A 23995-nucleotide genomic window follows, 5' to 3' on the forward strand; every position below is an offset into this window, starting at 1 on the left:
GGACGCGGGCTTTCAGCTGTAGTCCCTGGGGCCAGGCCCATGGCCGCGAGGCCTGCCAAAGCTTGGCGGGTGGATTGACGCTGCTGGGAGAGGATGGGATCTGAAGGCTTTTTGCGGGGGCGCCCCAGCGCACAACACGTGGCCGGTACGTTGCGTTCCTGTAGCGACAATGCGGCCGAACCCGGCTGAAAGTAGACATTTTTTGGCCGATTCGCTACCTTATGTCAGCTCTCTGAGTGGTGGCCGCGCTCTTTGTCTGGCGTGTATGTGGCCCCAGAAGGCGACTAACCCCCCGCGAAAAAACCGTGTAGTCTTCCGCGGCTGCCCGAGGGCGATCGTGATTTTTGAGCGCCGGTGGGACCGCCATGCACCTTTGTTTCACAAGCCCGACAGAAGGACCTATGAAGTTGATTCGACGCACTGCCCAAGCAACCCCCATTCGGCAATTGGCACGCCCGGCAACCCTTGGTCTGGTGACCCTGCTGTGGCAGTTTCATGCACTTGCCGCGGTCGGCTGGAATGTCGACGCTCCCATGGCGGATCCCCGGGCGCAACACGCGGGGGCGCTGCTGGATGACGGCTCCGTGGCTGTTTTCAACGGCGTTAACCGCCTGGGATTCGTCGCCACCGGTGAGCGATATTCGGGCGGCTCCTGGTCATCAATAGGCGGCACTGGGATTGCCGGCAATGTGACCGAAGCCGTCACGCTGGGCACGGGCCATGTGCTTGTGCGCTCTGATGGCAGCCTGAATGCCCGGCTGTACGACCCTGTGGCCAACACCTGGCTCCCGGCTGGCACACAGTCTGCATCTCGCTCGCTGCCGTCGATGACGTTGCTCGCCAATGGCAAAGTTCTGGTGGCAGGAGGAAGCAATCTCAATACGGCCGAACTGTATGACCCCGAAACGCGCACCTGGACGGCGACTGGGAGCATGTCGGTGGTTCATCGAGCCCATGGCGCCGTGTTGCTGCGGGATGGCCGTGTTCTGGTGGCTTCAGGGTTCAACGCAGGGGGCGAAGTCCCCGTCGCGGAACTCTACGACCCTGTTGCAGGCACATGGTCATTGGCGGCGGCGCCCCTCGTGCCGCGTCACTATGCGAGCCTGACGCTGCTAGCGGACGGCAGAGTATTGCTCGCAGGTGGCTTTACAGCCGGCGGCGTTACAACGCATGCAGAGATCTACGATCCTGTGGCCAATACGTGGACCGCCACCGGGGCCCTGAACTTTCCCCGCAACGGTGCAATGGGCTCGCCGCTGGCCCATGCGACAGTACTTTCCTCTGGCCTGGTGCTGATGGCGGGGGGCTCGGATATCGCAAGAAATACGCAGCCCATAGCGGAGTTGTATGACCCCGCAACGGGAAACTGGTCGCCAGCAGGTTCCATGGGAACAGCGCGCGAGAACGGGACGGCCAATCTGTTGCCCAATGGCGATGTACTGTTGACGGGCGGGTTCTCGAGCAATCCTAGCCTCACTTTCTATAGCGCGGTGGACCGTTATGTCCCAGCCGTGCCGCCTGGGCCTGCTGCGGTGACGAATGCATTGCCGCTGCTTCAGCGTGCAGGCGCGGCGTTGATTCTCAACGGAACGGGTTTTACGGGCGGCACAGGTACCAGTACGCCTCAGCTTCAGCTGCAACGCGCGGAGAACGGCGCGATCAGCTTATGGGCTCCCGCCAGCCATACCGCTACCAGTTTCACCTCGCCCCCGCTGGGCACCTTACCCGCCGGGCTCTACATGGCGCGGCTTGTCGTTGACGGTGTTCCGTCCGAGGGGCGATTGGTTCGTTTCACAGACCCTGTGGGAACGCCAGCCGGTGTCCCCGGCAACGCGCAGGTCACTGTGAGCTGGGCGCCTCCTGTGGACACCGGAGGCAACCCGCCAGACAGCTACACCGTGACATCGAACGCCGGACCGGGTTGCTCCGTGGCAGCACCCGCGACGAGCTGTACTGTCACTGGATTGGTGAATGGCACTCCCTACACATTCACGGTGCGAGCGCAGCATCCAAATGGCCTGGGTCCCGTGTCGTTGACCTCGGCTGCGGTGACGCCCACGGCTATGGCGGGCCCCGGCCCTACACCAGTTCCGGGACTGTCCCCGTTTGGTGTGGCGTTGACGGCGCTGATGGCCGCAGCATTGGCGGGCCTGAGCCGAAGGGGTTGGCGAAGCGCTGGACGATGACCTGATGGCGCAAAAAGAAAAGCCCCGACATCACTGCCGGGGCTTTTTTGCTTTTTGGCGCCAGACCTGTGCCTGGCCCCTGTTCACGTGACGCTCAGGTCGTCGCAGCCGCCTCCACTCGCCGCAACTGCACCCCAGCTCCAGCGCCAATGGCCTCGAGACGCTTTCAGATGAACTTCCTGCGTCGCGGGCCCGTCCATCCTTTGCGTGCCCGCCACTGCCCGAGGGTTCCGGCCCGTGCCCCCTCAGCGCCACGGCCTGCGTGAGCGCTTTTCGAACTCCGCCAGGGCTGCGGCCCTGAGGTGCATCGGTGCCCCCATTTTTTTAGAATGTGCCCCCCAATGTGCCCCCAATTTTCTCGGATGGGGGTGGACTAGTCTGGACGGGTACGGACAGCTAAGATGCTGATTTCAAAGGAGAAATAAAAAAGTCCGGAAGAGTTTGGACTCTTCCGGACTAGTCGATGGTGCCCGGGGCCGGAATCGAACCGGCACGCCTTGCGGCGGGGGATTTTGAGTCCCCTGCGTCTACCAATTTCACCACCCGGGCTGGAATTCGTGAAGCCGCAAATTATGGCACAGTAGGGCGCATGAAATATCCGACGATTGAAGACGCGGTGGGCAACACGCCGCTGGTGGCGCTGCAGCGCATTGGGGCCCAGGACAACGCGGCGCGGGGCAATGTGGTGCTGGGCAAGCTGGAGGGCAACAACCCCGCAGGGTCGGTGAAGGACAGGCCCGCCCTGTCGATGATCCGGCGCGCGGAGGAGCGGGGCGACATCCGGCCTGGGGACACGCTGATCGAGGCCACGTCGGGCAACACCGGCATCGCCCTGGCGATGGCGGCCGCCATCAAGGGCTATCGCATGGTGCTGGTGATGCCGGAAGACCTCTCCATCGAGCGCGCGCAGACCATGAAGGCCTTTGGCGCGGAGCTTGTGCTCACGCCCAAGAGCGGTGGCATGGAACATGCGCGCGACCTCGCCGAGGCCATGCAAAAGCGCGGCGAGGGCAAGGTGCTGGACCAGTTCGCCAACCAGGACAACCCGCGCATCCACTACGAAACCACGGGCCCCGAGATCTGGGAGCAGACCGGCGGGCGCATCACGCACTTCGTGAGCGCCATGGGCACCACGGGCACCATCACCGGGGTGTCGCGCTTCCTCAAGGAGAAGAACCCGGCCATCCAGATCATCGGCGCGCAGCCCGAGGAAGGCTCGCGCATTCCCGGCATCCGCAAGTGGCCGCAGGAGTACCTGCCCAAGATCTATGACGCGAGCACGGTGGATGAGCTGGTGTATGTGAGCCAGGACAATGCCGAGGACATGTGCCGCCGTCTGGCGCGAGAAGAGGGCATCTTCGCGGGCATCTCGGCGGCGGGGGCCTGCTGGGTGGCGCAGCAGATCGCGGCGCGCGACAGCCATGCCACCATCGTCTTCGTGGTGTGCGACCGGGGCGACCGCTACCTGTCGACGGGGGTGTTCCCCGCCTGAGGACGAAAGGCAGCGAAGGCGACCCCTTCACCTTCCTTGAAATGAAAATGGGCCGTCTGCGCTGGATAGGAAAGCGCCGATAGCTATCAAAATAAGAGCATATGCACTACGAAACCCGCTACTGCACCCACTGCGGCACCGCGCTGCAGCCGATCACGCTGGCCGAAGACGGTGGCGACAAGGAGCGCCTGCGCTGCCCCGCCTGCGGCTGGACGCACTGGAACAATCCAACGCCCGTGCTGGCCGCGATCGTGGAGGTGAATGGCAAGGTGCTGCTGGCCCGCAACGCGGCCTGGCCCGCGAAGATGTTTGCGCTGATCACGGGCTTCATGGAGGCCGGGGAGTCGCCGCAGGAAGGCATCGCGCGCGAGGTCAAGGAGGAAACCAACCTCGACGTGCGCTCCACCACGCTGGTGGGGGCCTACGAGTTTCTGCGCATGAACCAGATCATCATTGCCTACCATGTGGTGGCCGAGGGTGAGGTGCGGCTGTCACCCGAGCTGGTGGACCACCGGTTCTACGACCTGCACGAACTCAGGTGCTGGCCCGCCGGCACGGGCTATGCGCTGGCGGACTGGCTGCGCACGCGAGGGCATGAACCGGTGTTTTTCACGGCAGAGGAAAACGAAGAGCGCCGCCGGGGGCTCAACCTGCCGCCAAAGGATTGATGAAGACCATGGACATCCACAAAGAAATCGATACCCGGGGCTTGAACTGCCCCCTGCCCATCCTCAAGGCCAAGAAGGCACTGGCGGACATGGCCAGTGGCCAGCTGCTCAAGGTGGTGTCCACCGATGGCGGCTCGCTGCGCGACTTCCAGGCCTTTGCCAAACAGACGGGAAACGAGCTGGTGGAGCAGCAGACGATGGGCGAGGAGTACATCCACGTCCTGCGCAGAAGGTAGATAAATGGAAGCGAAACCCTGACGGGGTGGTGCGCCTTGCCCTCTGCCGCCACTGTGCGAGGGGCGCGTGCGCAGCCTGGGCAAACCGGGCCCACGGGCTCGGCAGGCGACGCGGCGCCGGAATTCGCCTGGTTTCTGCTGGCGCCTGGCGCAGGCCGCAGCAGTGCCTCAAGGCAAAAAATCCTCCACAGCCCTGGTGGGCTGCCGGAGGATTTTTTTTCTGGTCATGCGGCCGCGCAGATCGCGGTGCAGGCGCTGCCTACAGGCTCAGGCCCTTCAGGTATTCCCGGAACGACGCGCCCACCTGAGGGTGCTGCAGGGCCAGTTCCACCGTGGCTTCCAGAAAGCCTTCCTTGCTGCCGCAGTCATACCGCTTGCCCTGGTACTGAAACGCGTACACGGCCTCGCTCTGCATCAGGCGCGCGATGCCGTCGGTGAGCTGGATCTCGCCACCCACGCCGCGCGGCTGGTTGCGGATCTCGTCGAACACGCCGGGGGTGAGGATGTAGCGGCCGGCCACGCCCATGCGGGAGGGTGCCACGTCGGCCTTGGGCTTCTCGACGATGCGGTCGATGCGGATCAGCGGACCGCCTGCGGGCTCGCCGGCCACGATGCCGTATTTGTGCACCTGGTCTTCCGGTACTTCCTGCACGGCGATGACCGAACGGCCCTGCTGGCGGAAGGCGGTGGCCATCTGGGCCAGCACGGGTGGGCCGCCCTGGGGGCCCACCATCAGGTCGTCGGCCAGCAGCACGGCAAACGGCTCCTTGCCCACCAGCGGCTCGGCGCACAGCACGGCGTGGCCCAGGCCCAGCGAGCGGGGCTGGCGCACAAACGCGCAGTCCATGTCGTCGGGCTGGATGGAACGCACCAGCGCCAGCAGTTCCTTCTTGCCGGCGGCTTCCAGCTCGGCCTCCAGTTCGTAGGCGGTGTCGAAGTGGTCTTCGATGGCGCGCTTGCTGCGGCCGGTCACGAAGATCATGTGGCGGATGCCGGCGGCGTAGGCCTCTTCGACGGCGTACTGGATGAGCGGCTTGTCCACCACGGGCAGCATTTCCTTGGGGCTGGCCTTGGTGGCGGGCAGGAACCGGGTGCCCAGGCCCGCGACGGGGAATACGGCTTTGCGGACGGTGGTGGCAACAGTCATGGAATTCCTTTTGGGGATAGGTAGTCGGGTCGGATGGAGCCCCGCCGCCAGGGCGGGGCCCGTTGCGCCACGCAGTATGGCGGCTGTTTTCAGCCCAGGCGTGTCAGTTGATCGCGCAATCTGCCCAGCGTGGTGCCGAAATCCGCCACCCGTTTTTTCTCCTGGTCGATCACGGCGGGTGGCGCCTTGGCCACGAAGGCTTCGTTGGACAGCTTGCCGTTGGCTTTGGTGATCTCACCCTCGATGCGGCTGATTTCCTTGGACAGGCGGGCCTTCTCGGCGGCCACGTCGATCTCCATGTGCAGGCACATGCGCGCCTCGCCCACCATGGCCACGGGCGCGGCCTGCGCGGCGGCGGCCCAGGCGGCCTCGTCGTCGAACACCTTGACCTCGCTGAGCTTGGCCAGGGCCTGCAGCACCGGCGCCACGCCGCGCATGAAGTCCGTGTCGCCCACGGTGTACAGCGGCAGGCGGGTCGAGGGCGAGACGTTCATCTCGCCGCGCAGCGTGCGGCAGGCATCCACCAGGCCCTTGACGCGCTCCATGTGCGCAATGGCGGCCTCGTCGATCTTGCTCGGCTGCGCCTCGGGGTAGCGGGCGATGCTGACCGATTCGCCTTGGAGCCCCGCCACGGGCGCCACGGTTTGCCACAGGGCTTCGGTGATGAACGGGATGATGGGGTGGGCCAGGCGCAGGATGGCTTCCAGCGTGCGGATCAGGGTGCGGCGCGTGGCGCGCTGCTCGGCCTCGGTGCCGGTCTGGATCTGCACCTTGGCGATCTCCAGGTACCAGTCGCAGAACTCGTTCCAGACGAAGTCATAGATCGTGTTGGCCACGTTGTCCAGCCGGTACTCGGCAAATCCCTTGGCGACTTCCGCCTCGGTCTTTTGCAGCAGCGACGCTATCCAGCGGTCGGCCTGGCTGAAGGCCATGTAGCCGTGGGCGGGGCCGCCGGGCTGGCATTCTTCCTTGGTGTGTTCTTTCAGGCCGCAGTCCTGGCCCTCGCAGTTCATCAGCACGAAGCGGCTGGCGTTCCAGAGCTTGTTGCAGAAGTTGCGGTAGCCCTCGCAGCGCTTGCTGTCGAAGTTGATGCTGCGCCCCAGGCTGGCCAGCGCCGCGAAAGTGAAGCGCAGCGCGTCGGCACCGTAGGCGGGGATGCCTTCGGGGAATTCCTTTTGCGTGTTCTTGCGCACCGTGGGCGCGGTCTCGGGCTTGCGCAGGCCGGTGGTGCGTTTGTCCAGCAGCGGCTCCAGCGCGATGCCGTCGATCAGGTCCACCGGATCGAGCACGTTGCCTTCGGACTTGGACATCTTCTTGCCCTGCGCGTCGCGCACCAGGCCGTGGATGTACACGTGCCTGAACGGCACGCGGCCCGTGAAGTGCGTGGTCATCATGATCATCCGGGCGACCCAGAAGAAGATGATGTCGTAGCCCGTCACCAGCACGGTGCTGGGCAGGTACAGGTTGAAGTCGTCGGTGGGGCTGTCGCCCTGTTCAGGCCAGCCCATGGTGCTGAAGGGCACGAGCGCGGACGAGTACCAGGTGTCCAGCACGTCCTCGTCGCGGCGCAGCAGCTTGCCGGGGGCCTTGGCCTGCGCCTCGGCTTCGCTGCGGGCCACGATCACGTTGCCGTCTTCGTCGTACCAGGCCGGGATCTGGTGGCCCCACCACAGCTGGCGGCTGATGCACCAGTCCTGGATGTTGTTCATCCACTGGTTGTAGGTGTTCACCCAGTTCTCGGGCACGAACGTCACCTCGCCCGTGGCCACCGCGTCGATGGCCTTTTGCGCAATGCTCTTGCCCGTCGGGTCCTGGTCGCTCACCTTGCTCATGGCCACGAACCACTGGTCGGTCAGCATGGGCTCGATCACCTGGCCGGTGCGGGTGCAGATGGGCACCATGAGCTTGTGCTTCTTCACCTCGACCAGCGCGCCGATGGCTTCGAGGTCGGCCACCACGGCCTTGCGGGCCACGAAGCGGTCCATGCCCTGGTACTTGGGCGGGGCGTTCTCGTTGATGGTGGCCTGCAGCGTCAGCACCACGATCATGGGCAGCTTGTGGCGCTGGCCCACGGCGTAGTCGTTCTGGTCGTGCGCAGGAGTGACCTTGACCACGCCCGTGCCGAACTCCTTGTCCACGTAGTCGTCGGCGATCACCGGGATCTGGCGGTCGCACAGCGGCAGGTTCACCATCTTGCCGATGAGGTGGGTGTAACGCGCGTCTTCAGGGTGCACCATCAGGGCCACGTCGCCCAGCATGGTTTCGGGCCGGGTGGTGGCCACCGTGAGGCTGCCCGAACCATCGGCCAGCGGGTAGGCGATGTGCCACAGCGAGCCGTCTTTTTCCTCGCTCTCGACTTCCAGGTCGGACACGGCGGACTGCAGCTTCGGATCCCAGTTCACCAGGCGCTTGCCGCGGTAGATCAGGCCCTGCTCGTACAGCTTCACGAAGGTGTCGGTGACCACGGTGGACAGCTTGTCGTCCATGGTGAAGTACTCGCGGCTCCAGTCCACGCTGTCGCCCATGCGGCGCATCTGCGTGGTGATGGTGTTGCCGCTCTTTTCCTTCCACTCCCACACCTTGCTCACAAAGTTCTTGCGCGCCTCGGGCGGGGTGGGGCCCATGTCGTAGCGGCTGATGCCCTGCTCCTGCAGCTGGCGCTCGACCACGATCTGCGTGGCGATGCCCGCGTGGTCGGTGCCCGGCACCCACACCGTGTTGAAGCCACGCATGCGGTGGTAGCGCGTGAGGCTGTCCATGATGGTCTGGTTGAACGCATGGCCCATGTGCAGCGTGCCCGTCACGTTGGGGGGAGGCAGCTGGATGGAGAAGGCCGGCTCGCCGGCTTGCGCCGCGCCCGTGCCTCTGAATCCCGCGACGCCATAGCCGCGGCGTTCCCATTCGGGCCCCCAGTGGGCTTCCAGGGCGGCGGGTTCAAAAGACTTGGACAGGCTGTCGAGGCCGGGTTGTGTGGGGGTGGTGCTCATGGTGGCCAATGAAAACGGCATCCCTGGGGATGCCGTGGGGAAAGGATGGATGCATTTTATCGTTGCCGGGGAGCTACCATATTGATAGCTACCTGCGATCTGCTGGTGGGCGCTGAAGCCGATTTTTATCAAGAAACTGCGCAGGCATCGCGCGGGGCCGCTACACTGCGGCGGCCCATATCCTGAGCCGCCATGTCCCCAACGCCTGCAGCCCCCCAGCTCCTGCACCTGACCTCGCGTGATTACACCGGCCGCGACAAGACCGCTGCGCTGCGTGAGTTCTACGGACGCGAATTGATGCGCGTGGAGCTGCGGCCCTACGAAGGCGCGGGCGCAACCCAGGACGGGCTGGACTTCGCCAGCACCATGCTGCCCCTGGGCGGCGACTCCATCTACGTCCATACCCAGTGCACACCCAGCCGCATGTGGCGCTCGCCCGAGATGCTTCGCGACGGGGACGACGCCCTGTACCTGGCCGTGGCCTGGGGCGGCGGCGTTTTCCACACGCCGCGCGAAAGCCACCACCTGTCCGGCGGCCGCTACGCCATCGTCTCCAAGGCCCGCGCGCACGAGTTCATCAATCTCCGGGGCGGGGCCAGCGCCTGCATCCAGGTGCCGCATGCCGCCATGGCGCGGCGAGTCGCGGGGCTGGAGGAGGCGCCGATGCGCATGCTGTCGCCCGACATGCCAGAGCCCGCCTTGGCGATCGGCTATGCGCAACTGCTGGCCCGCAGCCCCGAGCTTTCCGCGCCGCTGCTGCAGTCGGCCCTGTCGCATCTGCAGGAGCTGGTGGCGCGTGTGCTGGCACCGACGGCGCAGGCCCCTGCGCAGGATGCCGTGGACGTGCCCCGCCTGGCGCTGATCCGCCGCGACATCCTGGCCCGCATCGACCGGGCCGACCTGAGCCTGGCGCAGATCGCACGGCTGCACCACCTCACCCCGCGCCAGGTGCAGCGCCTGTTCGCGCGGGAGGGCATGTACTTTTCCGACTTTGTGCGCGAGCAGCGGCTGATGCGCGCCCGCGCCATGCTGGCCGATCCCGCGCAGCGCCACCGCCGTGTGCTGGAGATCGCGCTGGACAGCGGGTTCGACGACGTATCGGCCTTCAGCCGCGCTTTCCGGCGGCAGTTCGGCATGTCGCCCAGCGAGGCGCGCGGCAGCTGAAGGCTCCTGGTGCCCATGTCACTTTGGGCACAGCGATTGTCATTTTGGGCACGGACGGGGCGCGGCGGTTTCCCAAGAATCGCCGCAGTTTTCCGAATGTTACGAACACGCCCATGCGCCTTCACTATTTCTCCCAGCACGCACTGCTTGCGGCCCTTGCCTGCACCGCATCCGCCCATGCCGCCCCCGTTGTCGTGGGCACCGGTACGCCCGCCAGTTGCACCGAAGCTGCGCTGGACGCGGCACTGGTGGGTAGCAACCAGATCACCTTCAACTGTGGCGCAGTCCCGCACACCATCACGCTGACGGGCATGAAAGCCCCGGCGTCGGGAACCACCCTCGACGGCGGCGGGCTCGTTACCCTGGATGCCAACCTCGTGGCGCGTCACTTCTACATGAACTCCGGTACCTATGCGCTGGCCGGGCTCACGCTCGTCAATGGCCAGGCGGACCACGGCGGCGCCATCTATGCCAACAACGTGACGCTATCGCTCAGCAACGTCACCTTGCGCAACAACCGGACGCTGGCGGGCGGTGACGGCGGCGCCCTGTTTACCGGGGGCAATCTGGGCTCCCAGGTCACCCTGCAAAGGGTACGCGCCATCGGCAACAGGGCCGACTATGGGGGCGGCGCCATCTACGCCAATAGTGAGTACGACACGCTGGCGCTGAATGAGTTCGTGGCGCAGAACAACATCAGCGCCAATGGCGGCGGCGCGATCGACCACCATGGCGCGGCCCTCACCATCACACAAAGCCTGTTCCAGAACAACTCGTCCACGGCTTCGGGGTCCTCCGGCGGGGCGGTGAATGTCGACCCGATCACGTCGAGCACCTTGTCCATCACCAACACGACCTTTGTGGACAACTCCCTGGGAGACGGCTCCGGTAGCGCTCTCAGCATCACCGGCGTGGCGGGCGGCAGCATTGCCAACAGCACCTTCGCCAACAACAGCGGAACCGTGGCGATTTCTGTCTGGGCCGCTGGCACGCAGGTCACGGCGAGGAACACGCTCATCAGCGCCACCTTGGGTGGCATCAACTGCAATACCCAGGGAGGGGCCGTGTTGTTCGACGGGGGCAACAATCTGCAGTTTGGAGGTACGGCGGCACAATCGTGTGGCGCATCGATGCCACAGGCCGACCCGCTCCTGGCCCCGTTGGCCAACAACGGCGCGGGCTATTTCAGCCAGACCATGGCCTTGCAGCCGGGCAGCCCCGCCATTGATGCGGGCAGCGGCTGTGAAGTGGTGGACCAGCGTGGCGTGGCACGCCCCATCGGCCTGGCCTGCGACATCGGCGCCTTCGAAGCCCCGGTGGCCGCGCCGCCCGGCAATGGCGCGATTGCAGTGCCTGCGCTGGACTGTGGCGGCCTGGCCTTGCTTTCCACGCTGCTGGCGGGGCTGGGGGCGCTGCGCCGCCGCAAGGCTGGTTTGCTATAATTTTTATAGCATTTGGCGCTTTATGGGTAAGCCATGAAGGCCAATTCGGCCCAAAAAACTGCGCCATGCCACTCAGTGGGGCACGAACTCCGGCCGGTCATTGTTCTCGGGCTTGAGCGGAGCGGCCACCTTGCCCTCGGCGCGCTCCTTGCGCCACTGCTCCTTGCGGGCCGTCCACTCGTTGAGCCGCGCATGGGCCACGGTGCTGTCCTTGGCCATCTGCTCCTCGTTGGCCAGCTGGGCCGACAGCTCCAGGCGGATGCCGTTGGGATCGAAGAAATAGATGCTGTGGAAGATGTGGTGGTCGGTCACGCCCAGCACCTCGATGCCATGGGCTTCCAGGCGCTTCTTGGTGTTCTCCAGTTCCTCGACCGTGTTCACGCGGAAGGCGATGTGGTTGACCCACAGCGGCGTGTTGGGCGAGGGCTCGGCCTTCACGTCGTCGCCCAGGTCGAAGAAGGCGATGAACGAGCCGTCCCGCAGGCGGAAGAAGAAGTGTGTGTAAGGGCAGTACTCGCCCGTGCTGGGCACGTAGTCGCTCTGGATGATGTGGTAGAGCGGCAGGCCCAGGATGTCTTCGTAGAAGTGGCGCGTCTCTTCCGCGTCGCGGGCCTTGTAGGCGTAGTGGTGCAGCTGCTGGATGGCGGCAGGCGCGGGCAGGGTGGCCAGATCGGGCGTCGGGGCGGCATTCATGCGGTGTCTCCTCAAATGGATGGCTGCAATTCTACTATTCGTAATTGATTTACGTTAAGTTAATTTTTATGTGGGTGATTTGCGGTACATTCCGCAGTCACACCCATTCGTGCCGAGGTATTACTCCCATGCGCCTTTGAGCCTCTTCAAGCCGTTCCCCTGCCGCCCTTTGCGGGCCAGGTGGTTGCATGTCTTGTTTGGAGTGCTTTTGCATGGCGACACCTTCACGGGGCGAATCCGCCCATGGCAGCCGCAGCGCTGCCGCAGCCTCGGCTGCTGATTTCCCATCATCATCTTCTTCTGCTCGTTCATCGCAGGCCCCTGCCGGGCAGGGCAATGCGGCGCCCGGCGCGGGCCAGGCCGTGCTGCAGTTCGCCGGGGTTGGCTGGAGCCCGCCTGGCGGCCAGGCCCTGTGGGGCCGTCCGCTGACGGTGTCCCTGGGCCCGGGCGTGACGGGCATCGTGGGTGCCAACGGTTGCGGCAAGAGCGTCTTCCTGCGGCTCGCGGCGCGCGCGCTGCAGCCCGCCAGCGGCGCCGTTCTGGGCGATCCTTCGCTGCATGTGGTGGCGCAGGAGGTGGCTGCTGCGCCCCGTGCCACGGTGGCTGACGTCGCAGGGCTGGGGCCGGCGCTGGGCGCCCTGGCGCGGCTGGAGGCGGGCGAGGGCACGCCCGATGACCTGCTCGTGGCCGATGGGCGGTGGGACCTGCCCGCGCGCTGGCGGCAGGCGCTGCACGCCCTGGGGCTGGGTCACCTGCCGCCGGCACACGCCGCGCAGCGGCTCAGCGGGGGCGAGCGCATGCGCGTGGCGCTGGCGGGGGCTTTCCTGTCCGATGCCGAGCTGCTGGTGCTCGATGAGCCCACCAACCACCTTGACCGCGCGGGCCGGCGATGGCTGATGGAATCGCTGGCGCAGTGGCGGGGCGGCGTGCTGGTGGCCAGCCACGACCGCGAATTGCTGGGCGCGGTGGGCAGCATCGTGGAGCTGTCGCCCGCCGGGCTGCAGCGCTATGGCGGCCACTGGGGGCTGTACCAGGCCCAGCGCCAGGCCGAGGCCGCCGCCGCCCAGGCCGCGCTGGACCACGCGCGCACCGAGCGCGAGCAGGGCCTGCGGGCGCTGCAGCGCGAGCATGACGCCCAGCAGCGCCGCGCGGCACGCGGGCGCGCGGAGGGGCGCACCACCAACCAGGCGTCCATCCTGCTCGACCGCCGGAAGAACAGCGCACAGGCCCACGCCGGCCGCGAGCACGAGCGGCAGCAGCAAGAGCGCCAGCGGCTGAACGAGGCCGTGCGCGAGGCTGCCCTGCGCGTGCCCGCGCAGGCAGCCGCGGCGCTGGTGCTGCCGCAAAGCGCCGTGCCGGCGGGCAGGCAGGTGCTGGCGTTCGAGCAGGTGCAGGTGCCGCATGCCCCACCGGGCTTGCCTGCGCTGAACGGCGTGTGGAGTGGCCCCGTGCGCATAGCGATCACCGGGCCCAATGGGTGTGGCAAGAGCAGCCTGCTGCGGCTGGTCGCGGCGCCGGATGGCGTGCCTGGAGGCGGTGTGCGGCGCGGCGTGCGGGCCGCCTGGCTGGATCAGCACAACACCGCCGCGCTGCCCCCGCAATGCAGCGTGCTGGATCGGCTGCGGGCACTGGGCTCGCCGCTGCCCGAAGCCGCGCTGCGCACGCACCTGGCACAGCTCGGGCTGGATGCGGACAAGGTGCATCGCCCGGCCGGTGTGCTCAGTGGCGGCGAGCGCATCAAGGCCGCGCTGGCCTGCGCCCTGTGGTCGTGCGAGCCCGCGCAGATGCTGCTGCTCGACGAGCCCACGAACCACCTGGATGTGGATGCCGTGGACGCCTTGCAGGCCGCGCTGGGGGCCTTCACGGGCGCGTTGGCCGTGGTGTCGCACGACACCGCCTTCCTGCGCGCGCTGCGGCCGGACGTGGTGTGGGCCTGGCGGCCGCAGGGTTGGGACCTGGACGCCTCGCTGGACGCCGCCTGAATACACCCTCGGGCAGCTTGCACCCCGCTGGATGGGGTGTGCGCAATGAAGAAAAAAGCCACCCGCTGCGCTGAGGCTGCGGGTGGCTTTCGGGCAAGGCGCCAGCGGCGCCTTGCGGGCAGTGACGACCGTGATTACTGCTTCACGGCTTCGATCTGCACCACCAGGCGCACGTTCTTGGGGAAGCCCCACTCCACGCCGTAGTTCATGCCCCACTGGGTGCGGTCGATCGTGGCCTCGAAGTCGCCACCGCACACTTCGCGCTTGAGCATGGGGCTGTCATAGCAGTTGAACTGCGTGGCCTTGAGCGTGACGGGCGCGGTCTTGCCCAGCAGCGTGAGCTGGCCGGCCACTTCGCTGACCTTGTCGCCGTTGAAGCTGAACTTGTCGGACACGAACTTGATGGTGGGGTGCTTGGCGGCATCGAACAGGTCGGCGCTTTGCAGGTGCTTGTCGAACGGGGGCGTGCCCGAGTTCACCGAGGTGGTGTCGATGGTGATGTCCACCTTGCCGGACTTGGCCGCGCGGTCGAACTCCACGGTGCCTTGCTTCTTGTCGAAGCGGGCGCGGTTCGTGGTCGTGCCGAAGTGGCCGATCTCGAACGTCACGAAGGTGTGCGTGGGGTCGATGGCGTAGTTGGCGGCCTGCGCGGCGCCGGCGGTCATTGCGGTGGCAGCGGCCACGGCGAGCAGGGAGAACAGGGACTTGCGCATGGGTAAATACTCCTGGAGCAGTGGTGGAAAGAAAAGGAAGGAAAAAAGGAAAGAAATCAGCGATTCAATGCCGTGCGACGCGGGGATCGGGCACGTTCAAGCCAGCGCTCCCGCACAAGGGCCGCCCCGCTGCGCTGGCAGCGTCCCCCTCCCGCGTTGCGTAGCAATGCGAGAGAGGGGAAGGCGCGAAGCGACTCCGGGGGAGCTTCATTCAAATCTTGCCCACGCCGGTGAGTGCGAGCTTGAATTTCACGGTCACGTCGTCGGCCACCATCGAGGTGTCGGCCCACTCGTTCTCACCGATCTTGAACGCCAGGCGCTTGATGGGCAGCGTGCCTGTGGCGGTGGTGCTGGCCCCGCTTTGGGTCAGCGTGACGGGCACCACCACGTTCTGCGCCGTGCCCTTGATGGTGAGCTTGCCCGCCACCTCGAACTTGCCGCCACCCAGCGCCTTGATGGCGGTGGATTCGAACTGCGCCTGCGGGAACTTCCCCACGTTGAACCACGTGGGCTTGGGCAGCTCGGCATCGGTCTCGCGCGATCCGAGCGTGGCGCTGCCGGTATCGACCGTGAACGCGATCTTGCTGGTGGCCGGCTTGGCCGGGTCGAACGCCACCTGGGCGCTGAACTTCTTGAAATGGCCGTCCAGCGGCACGCCCATCTGGCGGGCGGTGAACTGCACTTCGCTTTGGGCGGGCACCAGTTGTTGCTGGGCCAGGGCGGCCTGGGCGCCCACGGCCAGGGCGGCGCCCAGCACGATGTGGGACAGGGTGGAAGAAGAAGACAGATTCATTCGAAAACTCCGTTCAAAAGACAGAAAAGAGAAGGTGGGGCGGTCGGCTGGTGTATGTCAGGGGCGCGCATCCGCCAGTGCACCCGTGGAGCCGGCTCTGCCGGGCCTGCGGATGCGTTCCCCTCCCCGCCGGAGAGGGAGACGGCGCGAAGCGGCTCGGGGCCTGCCTCATCCACCAGGCAGCATGCGGGCGAGCAGGCCGTCGCGGTCCACGATCTGGTGCTTGAGCGAGCCCGCGATGTGCAGCACCACGAGGCCCGCCATTGCAAATGCGGTGTACTGGTGCCAGGGCTTGATGGCCTCGGCCAGCTCCTTGCTCACGGGCACGAAGTCGGGCAGCTGCCAAAGGCCCAGGAACACGATGGGGAAACCGGCGGCCGAGCTGTAGGCCCAGCCGATCAGCGGCACGGCGAAGAACAGCGCATAGAGCAGCCCGTGCGTGGCGTGGTGCGCCAGCTTCTGCCAGCCCGGCATGGCCTGCTCGATCGCCGGCGGCAGTTCGGGGGGGCGGTGCGTGGCGCGCCACAGCAGGCGCAGCACCGACAGCACGAGGAGGGTGACACCCGCCCACTTGTGCCAGTTGTAGAGCTTGAGCCGCTGCGGCGAGAACGGCAGGCCCGTCATGTAGATGCCCACGCCAAACAGGCCGATCAGCGCCAGGCCCAGCACCCAGTGCAAAAGCATGGCGGTGCGCGTGTAGCGGCGGGGCGTTGCGGCGGCCGGGAGGGCGGTGGTGGCAGGGGCAGTCATCTGGGAGCAAAAAGCAAAGCGGGTGGTCAGGTGGAGGCGCCGGGCGAGCGCCTCTCGGCCAAGGCTGACATTCGTCAAGCAATGGGGCAGTGTAGAAAGCCGTCACCGCATTCGGTTTCAGGCAGATTGATGCTTCAATTCAAAAAAAATGAATTGAGAGGGCCTGAGCGCTCAAAGTTCCCCAATGCTGTGCGGCGTGTGCATGGCCCGGGGACGGGGGAGGGGCTGGGCATGGGGAATGCCCCATCAGGGGGCATGCCGAGGGACTGAAACCGCTGCGGGGCGCGTGGTGGCGGTTACCGCACGCGCACGGCGCGGTGCGGCGGCCTGCCTTGAGAAAAGGGAGAGGCCGGGGCGCTTACTGGCCGAGCGCGGCCTTCTTCCAGGCCTCGGCGGCAGCGGCCTCGTCCCCGCGCTTTTCGGCCAGTTCCGCCAGATGGCGCCAGGCGCTCGCCCGCAGGCTGGTGTCGGCGAGTTGCTGCGCCGCCTGGGTGAGCAGCTGCTGGGACTTGCCCCACAGCTGGCGCTTGAGGCAGGCCATGCCCGCCAGGTACTGCAGGCGCGCATCGCGCGGGTTGGCCTGGTGCGCGGATTCGATGCGGGCCAGCCAGGGCGCGTCCAGTGCGTCCAGCCCGGCTTCGAGCGCGCGTACCAGCTTCAGCGCATGGTGCTCGGCCAGTGCGTCGGGCAGGTCCACCATGCGTTCCCACACCGGCAGCAGCCAGGCGCGCACCTGGGTGGCATCGCCGCCCAGGGCGGCCAGCCGCTGGGCGGCATGGATGGCGAGTTCGGGCATGTTGCGCTCGGAGGACTCCAGCGACATCCAGATCTGCTGCAGCTGCGCGGTGTCGTGCGCGCTGTTGATGAGCTCGGTGGCCAGGCCGCGCACGATGCTCTGGGCCGCGGCGGGCGAGAACGCGCGGTGCTTGCCCAGCAGGCGCGCGGTATCGAGCGCCTCCTGCGTCTGCCGTGCCAGCCGGGTCGCCTTGAGCTTGATGCGCAGCGACAGCGTGCGCCGGGCCGCGCCCTGGGGCAGGGCGGCCAGGCGGTCGAGCGCCGCGCCCGCGTCGCGGTCGTCCAGCGACCAGCGGGCCGCGCGCATCTGCGTGCCTTCGCGCATTTCCTGCTCGCTCACGGTGCCGCGCGCGGGGGCTTCCTGAAGCGCGTCCTGCAGGTGGCTCTCGCGCGTGGCGCTGTCCTGCAGCGCGTGCGAGGCCTCGGCCGCGATCATGTGGGCCAGGGCGCGCAGCTGGCGGCCGTGGGGCACGGCCTCGCCGGCGGCGCCCAGCGCATGTTCCTGCGACAGTGCGGCCACCGCCGCCTTGCGCGAGCGGATGAAGCGCCCGCCGAGCATGTGGGTCAGCGCATCGAGCAAGGCCGCGTGCATGGCGCGCTCCTTTTGCTGCACGCGCCAGCGGCGGGCCTGGTGGGGCAGTTCCAGCAGGGCGGCCAGCGCGCGCAGCGCCGCGTACACGGTGACGAAACCGCCCACCAGCAACAGCACCACCATGTTCAGCGACAGGTCGATGCGGTAGGGCGGCCAGTACAGGGTGACGGTGCCCTGGTTGTTGCCCGCGAACAGCGCGGCGGCCACGGCCACGCCAAACAATGCCAAAAGCCAAAGTGCTGCGCGCATGTCGTCAGTCCGTTATTCCACCGCGCAAGGCGGCGCCCGCAGCCCGTGGCACGGGCGCGGTCCAGGCGAGCGCCACCGTGGAACTGGCTGTGCCAGGCCACCGGTGGCGTCCCCCTCCCGCAGGAGAGGGGGAAGGCGCGAAGCGACTCAGGGGGTGATTCATTTACCTTCCCGCTGCGGCAGTGGCCAGCGCGGACAGGGTTTCGTCCAGGCGCGGCTGCTCGGCCGCCTTCATGCTGGCCTGGGCCGTCTGCAGCGTGCTGGCCGCGTTCTGCGTGCGCCGCGAGGCCGGGTCGAAGTACTTGTTCAGCGCCACGGTGGCGGCGGCCAGGTCGGCCCGGGCCGAGTCGAACTGGCGCGCGAGAACGCCCAGGCGGGCGTTGAGCAGCTTGAGCTTGAGGTTCTCGCGCAGGAAGAAGGTCTGTTCGGGCGCCAGAAGGATCGCCTCGGGCTGGTCGATGCGGCTCACCCGCACCAGCCCCCGGGCCTCGTCGCGCACCACTTCCCAGCTGCGCTGCAGCGCGGCCTGCCACCAGGCCATGCCGCCGGTGGAGGCCGGCATGCCGCCCGGCGCCGGGGGCGCGGCCGACAGGCGCCGCGTGGCGGCGGCCTGGGCCACCGCATTGAGCACGGGCAGCTCGTCCACCTGGCGCACCAGGTCGTCCAGGCGGGCCAGCAGGCCGGCGGTGTCGGTGACGGTGGCGCGGGTCAGGCGGTCCAGGTCGCGGCCGATGGCGCGCTGCACGGGCGCCAGCCGGGGCTGGGCGGCGCGCTCGATGCGCAGGTTGGCGCTTTTGAGCGCGGCCACCAGCGGCTCCAGGCTGCCGGTGAGCTGAGCCTGCTGCTGCGCGAGGCGGATGGCGGATTCGATGTCCACCACCAGGTTCTCGTCGCGCGAGCGCGACAGGCTCTGCATGAGTTCTTCGAGCTGGCTGCGCTGCAGCGCCACCTCGCTCACCCGCGCCTCGGCCACCGACAGGCGGGCGGCGGTCTCGCGCACCAGCTCTTCGGCCTGGCGGGCCATGGTGCGGGCCTCGATCGCCTGCGCACCCGAGTCCGCAGACTGCCGGGCGAGCTGCTCCTGGATGGAGCTGAGTTTTTGCCACAGCAGGCCGCTGCTGACCAGTGCCGCCGCCGCCACGGTGCCCAGCAGCAGCGTCACGGCGCCGCCCCGGCCGGGAGCGGGTGTCGGCGCGGCGTGCGAAGGCGCGGGGCCCGCTGCGGGTGCGCCCACGGGCGCCGCCACGGGGGCTGCGGCGGGTGCAGGGGGCAGATCGTTGGGGGGCACGGAACTCATGCCGCCGATTCTATCGAGGCCACCACGTCTTCCAGGGCCGGACGGCATTCCCGCACGGCGCCAAAGCCCGCCGCACGGGCCGCCTCGGCGATGCGCGGGTGCGTGGCCAGCGCCTGCGCGGCGCCCCAGGGCTGGCCGGGCAGGGCCTCGGCCAGGTGGGCCACGGCTTCGGAACTGCTCAGCAGCCAGAGGGAACCATCGTGCGCCGCCTGTTGCGCCAGCGCCACCTCGTGCGCTGAAAAGCGGGGCGCGCCGCGTTGGTAGGCCACCACAAACTCCACCGTGCCGCCCGCTGCCTCGATCTGGCGGGCCAGCCAGTCGCGGCCGCTGCCCTGGGCGGATTCAGGCACGCTGCCGGATCTTCCGCGCACGATCAGCACGCGGTCGCCGGGCCGTACCTGCGCGGCCACCTGCTGCCACAGCGCTTCCGAGTCGAACTGCGGCGCATCGGGCGCCGGACCGTCGATGCAGGCCGAGGGCACGCCGGCCTGCTCCAGTGCGCGTGCCGTGCCGGGGCCGGGTGACCATGCTCTTGTTTTGATAGCTGCCAGCGCTTGTCCATCCAGCGCTGGAGGCCTACTGGATCCAAAAAAATGGGCCACGGCATTGCCACTGACAAACATCAGGGCGCGGTACTGCGCAAGGTGGGCCCTGGCCCGGGCGAGCGCCTGCTGCGCAGCGGGGTCGCGGCAGGGGCCGATGGCGATGAGCGGCAGCGCCACGGCGCCGATGCCGTGCGCGCCCAGCATCTCCACCCAGTACGCGGCCTCGCGGGCGGGCCGCGTGACGATCACCCGGGGCGAGGGCATGGGCGCCTCAGGGTTGTGGAAGGCTGGCGGGGTCCGCGCCCCGTGCGCCGCCCGCGCGCAGGCGCTGGGCAATCGCGTCGCCCAGCGCTTCGGCCTGCGCCAGTGTGCCGACGGGGGCGCTGGCCTGCGCGCGCACCAGCGGGGCCTGGCCGTCCGGGTCGCCCCAGGCGGCATCGAGCTGCAGCACGCCGGCGGCCAGCGTGCCGTGCGCCGCCAGCGGCATCGAGCAGCTGCCGCCCATGGCGCGGCTCACGGCGCGCTCGGCGGCCACGGTCAGCCAGGTGGGCTGGTGGGCCAGCGGCGCCAGCGCGTCGATCAGGTCTTGCCGGTCGCTGCGCACCTCGATGCCCAGCGCGCCCTGGCCCGCCGCAGGCAGCATGGCCGTGGGCTCGAACGTGGCGCGGATGCGGGAGGCGAGCCCCAGGCGTTTCAGGCCCGCCGCCGCCAGCACGATGGCGTCGTACTGGCCTTCATCGAGCTTGCGCAGGCGCGTGTCCAGGTTGCCGCGCAGCGGCTCGATCCTCAGGTCGGGCCGCAGGGCCTGCAGCAGCACCTGGCGGCGCAGGCTGGAGGTGCCCACCACCGCGCCCTGGGGCAGGGCATCAATGTTCGGGTAGTTGGGCGAGACAAACGCATCGCGCGGGTCTTCGCGCTCCATCACGCAGGCCAGGGCAAAACCCTCGGGCAGTTCCATGGGCACATCCTTGAGCGAGTGCACGGCGATGTGCGCGCGGCCTTCTTCCAGCGCCACCTCCAGCTCTTTCACGAACAGGCCCTTGCCGCCCACCTTGCTCAGCGACCGGTCCAGGATCTGGTCGCCCTTGGTCGTCATGCCCAGCAGCTCCACCGTGTGGCCTCGTGCGCGCAAAAGGGCCTGTACATGCTCGGCCTGCCACAGGGCGAGACGGCTTTCGCGCGTGGCAATGACGATGGTGAGGGGTGTCTGGGGCATGCTCAAGTTCGTAACCTGTTTGTAATCATTCAGGGGCGGGCGATGCTAGCATGCGCCCGCACTGGGGCTGGTGCGGCCCGGGGGCATGCCGGGCGGACGGCGCCGGCGATCCCCCCATCCCATTCCGGAGACCACCGCATGAAACGATCCGACAAGGACCAGCCCCTGATTGACGACATCCGCCTGCTCGGCCGCATTCTGGGCGACGTGATCCGGGAGCAGGAGGGCGTGGCCGCGTATGAGCTGGTGGAGCAGGTGCGCAAGCTGTCGGTGGCGTTCCGCCGCGATGCCGATCAGGAGGCCGACCGCGCGCTCAAGAAGCTGCTCAAGTCGCTCTCGGGCGACCAGACGGTGAGCGTGATCCGCGCCTTCACCTACTTCAGCCACCTGGCCAACCTGGCCGAAGACCGCCACCACATCCGCCGCCGCGCCGTGCACGAGCGCGCGGGGGACACGCAGGAGGGCAGCATCGAGGTGGCACTGTCGCGCCTGCGCTGGGCGGGTATCGCGCCCAAGACCATCTCGCAGACGCTGGCGGGCAGCTACGTGGCCCCGGTGCTCACGGCCCACCCCACCGAAGTGCAGCGCAAGAGCATTCTGGATGCCGAGCGCGACATTGCCCAGCTGCTGGCCGTGCGCGACGACATCCAGGTGCGTGCCCAACTGTACAACAGCGCCAAGGACGCGCTCACCCCGCGCGAACTGGCTGCCAACGAAGCCCTGCTGCGCGCCCGTGTGGCCCAACTGTGGCAGACGCGCCTCTTGCGTTACAGCAAGCTCACCGTGGCCGACGAGATCGAAAACGCGCTCTCTTATTACGAGGCCACCTTCCTGCGCGAGATCCCCAAGATCTACGCCGACCTGGAGAACGAGCTGGGCCAGTACCCCGTGCACAGCTTTCTGCGCATGGGCCAGTGGATCGGCGGCGACCGCGACGGCAATCCCAACGTCACCGCGCAGACCCTGCAATACGCACTGGGCCGGCAGGCCGAGGTGGCCCTGCGCCACTACCTGACCGAGGTGCACTACCTGGGCGGCGAGCTGTCGCTGTCGGCGCGCCTGGTGCAGGTGTCCGCCGAGATGGAGGCCCTGGCCCTGCGCTCGCCCGACACCAACGAACACCGCCAGGACGAGCCCTACCGCCGCGCGCTCACGGGCATCTACGCCCGCCTGGCGGCCTCGCTCAAGGAACTGACCGGCGGCGAAGCCGCGCGCCATGCGGTGGTGCCGCAGAACCCCTACGGCAGCGCCGAGGAGTTCCTGGCCGACCTGCGGGTGATCGAAGCCTCGCTGCAATCGCACCATGGCGAGGCCCTGGCGGGCGAACGCCTGCACCCCCTGATCCGCGCCGTACAGGTGTTCGGCTTCCACCTGGCCACGGTGGACCTGCGCCAAAGCTCCGACAAGCACGAGGAGGTGGTGGCCGAACTGCTGGCCAAGGCGCGCATCGAGCCCCACTACGCGGGCTTGCAGGAAGCCGCCAAGCGCGCGCTGCTCATCAAGCTGCTGAACGACGCGCGCCCGCTGCGCGTGGTGGGCGCTGAGTATTCCGCACACGCAAAGGGCGAACTGGCCATCTTCGAAACCGCCCGCGTGATGCGCGAGCGCTTCGGCCACGAGGCCATCCGCCACTACATCATCAGCCACACCGAAACGGTGAGCGATTTGCTCGAAGTGCTGCTCTTGCAGAAGGAAGTGGGCCTGATGAACGGCACGCTCGATGCCGAGTCGCGCAACCACCTCATCGTGGTGCCCCTGTTCGAAACCATCGAAGACCTGCGCAATGCCGCGCCCATCATGCGCGAGTTCTATGCGCTGCCCGGCGTGGCCGCCCTGGTGCAGCGCAGTGGCGGCGAGCAGGACATCATGCTGGGCTACAGCGACAGCAACAAGGACGGCGGCATCTTCACCAGCAACTGGGAGCTGTACCGCGCCGAGATCGCCCTCGTCGAACTCTTCGACGAACTCGCCACCAGCCATGGCATCCAGCTGCGCATGTTCCACGGCCGGGGCGGCACCGTGGGCCGGGGCGGCGGCCCGAGCTACCAGGCCATCCTGGCGCAACCCCCCGGCACCGTGCGCGGCCAGATCCGCCTTACCGAGCAGGGCGAAGTCATCGCCTCCAAATATGCCAACCCCGAGATCGGCCGACGCAACCTGGAAACCCTGGTGGCTGCCACGCTCGAAGCCACGCTGCTGCAGCCCACCAAGCCCGCCACCAAGGCGTTCTTGGACGCCGCCGCGCAGCTCTCGCTGGCCAGCATGGGCAGCTACCGCGCGCTGGTGTACGACACCCCGGGCTTCACCGAATACTTCTTCAACTCCACGCCGATCCGCGAGATCGCCGAACTGAACATCGGCTCGCGCCCCGCCAGCCGCAAGGCCAGCCAGAAGATCGAAGACCTGCGCGCCATCCCCTGGGGCTTCAGCTGGGGCCAGTGCCGCCTCACGCTGCCCGGCTGGTACGGCTTTGGCTCGGCGGTCGATGCGTTCGTGAACCTGGAAGGCAAGGACCCCAAGACCCAGTTGGCCCTGCTGCAGAAGATGTACCGCCAGTGGCCGTTTTTCCGCACGCTGCTGTCCAACATGGACATGGTGCTGGCCAAGAGCGACCTGGCGCTGGCCTCGCGCTACAGCGAACTCGTGACCGACGCGCGCCTGCGCAAGAAGGTGTTCACCAGCATCGAGGCCGAGTGGCACCGCACGGCCGAGGCGCTCACGCGCATCACGGGCGACAAGCAGCGCCTCACGCACAACGCGGCGCTGGCCCGCTCCATCAAGCACCGCTTTCCGTACATCGACCCGCTGCACCACCTGCAGGTGGAACTGGTGCGCCGCTGGCGCGCGGGGCAGGGGGATGAGCGGGTGCAGACGGGGATTCACATCTCGATCAACGGGATCGCTGCGGGGCTGCGCAACACGGGCTGAGGTCGTCGGCTTCCCTGGGGGCCGCGGTGGCGCCCTTTGCAAGATGCGGGCAGGCCCGATAGCATGGGCCCAGGGGGGAGAGGACACGCGGGCAGATCGCCGGCCGCCTCTTCGGACGGG

18 protein-coding genes and 1 tRNA gene are annotated in these 23995 nt (G+C 67.7%); 8 read left to right on the forward strand and 11 right to left on the reverse strand.

Features of this window, described 5'->3' with window-relative positions; genetic code table 11:
• The first annotated feature begins 401 nt into the window (after window positions 1-401).
• Window positions 402-2186 (forward strand): fibronectin type III domain-containing protein, encoded by a 1785-nt coding sequence (locus KW843_RS03730; RefSeq protein ID WP_255594518.1) that lies wholly within the window; start codon window positions 402-404, stop codon window positions 2184-2186.
• A gap of 464 nt (window positions 2187-2650) precedes the next feature.
• On the opposite strand, the gene KW843_RS03735 is transcribed toward KW843_RS03730, so the two are convergent.
• Window positions 2651-2735: transfer RNA gene (locus KW843_RS03735), tRNA-Leu, on the reverse strand.
• Window positions 2736-2775: 40 nt separating this feature from the next.
• Here KW843_RS03735 and cysM point away from each other — a divergent pair.
• The 3 genes from cysM to KW843_RS03750 all read left to right on the forward strand — a co-directional run bounded on the left by cysM (window position 2776) and on the right by KW843_RS03750 (window position 4582).
• Window positions 2776-3678, forward strand: a complete 903-nt coding sequence (cysM, locus tag KW843_RS03740; protein WP_218293734.1) for a cysteine synthase CysM — start codon at window positions 2776-2778, stop codon at window positions 3676-3678.
• A gap of 101 nt (window positions 3679-3779) precedes the next feature.
• Window positions 3780-4346: an NUDIX domain-containing protein gene (locus KW843_RS03745; RefSeq protein WP_218293736.1), complete on the forward strand. Its 567-nt coding sequence runs from the start codon at window positions 3780-3782 to the stop codon at window positions 4344-4346.
• Window positions 4347-4354: 8 nt separating this feature from the next.
• The gene (locus KW843_RS03750; protein WP_218293737.1) at window positions 4355-4582 is read left to right on the forward strand and encodes a sulfurtransferase TusA family protein; all 228 of its coding nucleotides are present in this window, start codon (window positions 4355-4357) and stop codon (window positions 4580-4582) included.
• A gap of 259 nt (window positions 4583-4841) precedes the next feature.
• Here the strand turns inward: KW843_RS03750 and galU are convergent, their stop codons facing one another.
• Window positions 4842-5729 (reverse strand): UTP--glucose-1-phosphate uridylyltransferase GalU, encoded by an 888-nt coding sequence (gene galU, locus KW843_RS03755; protein ID WP_218293738.1) that lies wholly within the window; start codon window positions 5727-5729, stop codon window positions 4842-4844.
• A gap of 89 nt (window positions 5730-5818) precedes the next feature.
• The gene (locus KW843_RS03760; protein WP_218293739.1) at window positions 5819-8716 is read right to left on the reverse strand and encodes a valine--tRNA ligase; all 2898 of its coding nucleotides are present in this window, start codon (window positions 8714-8716) and stop codon (window positions 5819-5821) included.
• 192 nt (window positions 8717-8908) lie between these two features.
• Here KW843_RS03760 and KW843_RS03765 point away from each other — a divergent pair, with 192 nt between their 5' ends.
• A complete protein-coding gene (locus KW843_RS03765) occupies window positions 8909-9880 on the forward strand; it encodes a helix-turn-helix transcriptional regulator (RefSeq protein WP_218293740.1) in 972 nt (323 codons plus the stop codon).
• A 113-nt stretch (window positions 9881-9993) separates the two neighbouring features.
• Complete coding sequence (locus KW843_RS03770; RefSeq protein ID WP_218293741.1) at window positions 9994-11322, forward strand: IPTL-CTERM sorting domain-containing protein; 1329 nt, start codon at window positions 9994-9996, stop codon at window positions 11320-11322.
• 72 nt (window positions 11323-11394) lie between these two features.
• On the opposite strand, the gene KW843_RS03775 is transcribed toward KW843_RS03770, so the two are convergent.
• Complete coding sequence (locus KW843_RS03775; RefSeq protein WP_218293743.1) at window positions 11395-12015, reverse strand: VOC family protein; 621 nt, start codon at window positions 12013-12015, stop codon at window positions 11395-11397.
• 212 nt (window positions 12016-12227) lie between these two features.
• Between KW843_RS03775 and KW843_RS03780 the strand changes: the two genes are divergently transcribed.
• Window positions 12228-13997: an ABC-F family ATP-binding cassette domain-containing protein gene (locus KW843_RS03780; RefSeq protein ID WP_218293745.1), complete on the forward strand. Its 1770-nt coding sequence runs from the start codon at window positions 12228-12230 to the stop codon at window positions 13995-13997.
• A gap of 134 nt (window positions 13998-14131) precedes the next feature.
• On the opposite strand, the gene KW843_RS03785 is transcribed toward KW843_RS03780, so the two are convergent.
• From KW843_RS03785 to hemC, 7 genes are all read right to left on the reverse strand, one after another.
• Complete coding sequence (locus KW843_RS03785) at window positions 14132-14710, reverse strand: YceI family protein (RefSeq protein WP_218293746.1); 579 nt, start codon at window positions 14708-14710, stop codon at window positions 14132-14134.
• A 211-nt stretch (window positions 14711-14921) separates the two neighbouring features.
• Window positions 14922-15497, reverse strand: coding sequence for a YceI family protein (locus KW843_RS03790; protein ID WP_218294427.1), 576 nt, complete (start codon window positions 15495-15497; stop codon window positions 14922-14924).
• 174 nt (window positions 15498-15671) lie between these two features.
• On the reverse strand, window positions 15672-16253 hold the full coding sequence (locus KW843_RS03795) for a cytochrome b (RefSeq protein ID WP_218293747.1): 582 nt from the start codon (window positions 16251-16253) through the stop codon (window positions 15672-15674).
• 358 nt (window positions 16254-16611) lie between these two features.
• A complete protein-coding gene (locus KW843_RS03800) occupies window positions 16612-17889 on the reverse strand; it encodes a heme biosynthesis HemY N-terminal domain-containing protein (RefSeq protein WP_218293748.1) in 1278 nt (425 codons plus the stop codon).
• A 163-nt stretch (window positions 17890-18052) separates the two neighbouring features.
• Window positions 18053-19186 (reverse strand): uroporphyrinogen-III C-methyltransferase, encoded by a 1134-nt coding sequence (locus KW843_RS03805; protein WP_218293749.1) that lies wholly within the window; start codon window positions 19184-19186, stop codon window positions 18053-18055.
• Complete coding sequence (locus KW843_RS03810) at window positions 19183-19995, reverse strand: uroporphyrinogen-III synthase (protein WP_218293750.1); 813 nt, start codon at window positions 19993-19995, stop codon at window positions 19183-19185. Before KW843_RS03810 ends, KW843_RS03805 begins: the two co-directional genes overlap by 4 nt.
• 7 nt (window positions 19996-20002) lie before the next feature.
• Complete coding sequence (hemC, locus tag KW843_RS03815; protein ID WP_218293751.1) at window positions 20003-20947, reverse strand: hydroxymethylbilane synthase; 945 nt, start codon at window positions 20945-20947, stop codon at window positions 20003-20005.
• 138 nt (window positions 20948-21085) lie between these two features.
• Between hemC and ppc the strand changes: the two genes are divergently transcribed.
• Window positions 21086-23875: a phosphoenolpyruvate carboxylase gene (gene ppc / locus KW843_RS03820; RefSeq protein ID WP_218293753.1), complete on the forward strand. Its 2790-nt coding sequence runs from the start codon at window positions 21086-21088 to the stop codon at window positions 23873-23875.
• Window positions 23876-23995 lie beyond the last annotated feature (120 nt).

The organism is Acidovorax sp. sif1233 (assembly GCF_019218755.1).
In the GTDB taxonomy this organism is placed as follows: domain Bacteria; phylum Pseudomonadota; class Gammaproteobacteria; order Burkholderiales; family Burkholderiaceae_C; genus Acidovorax.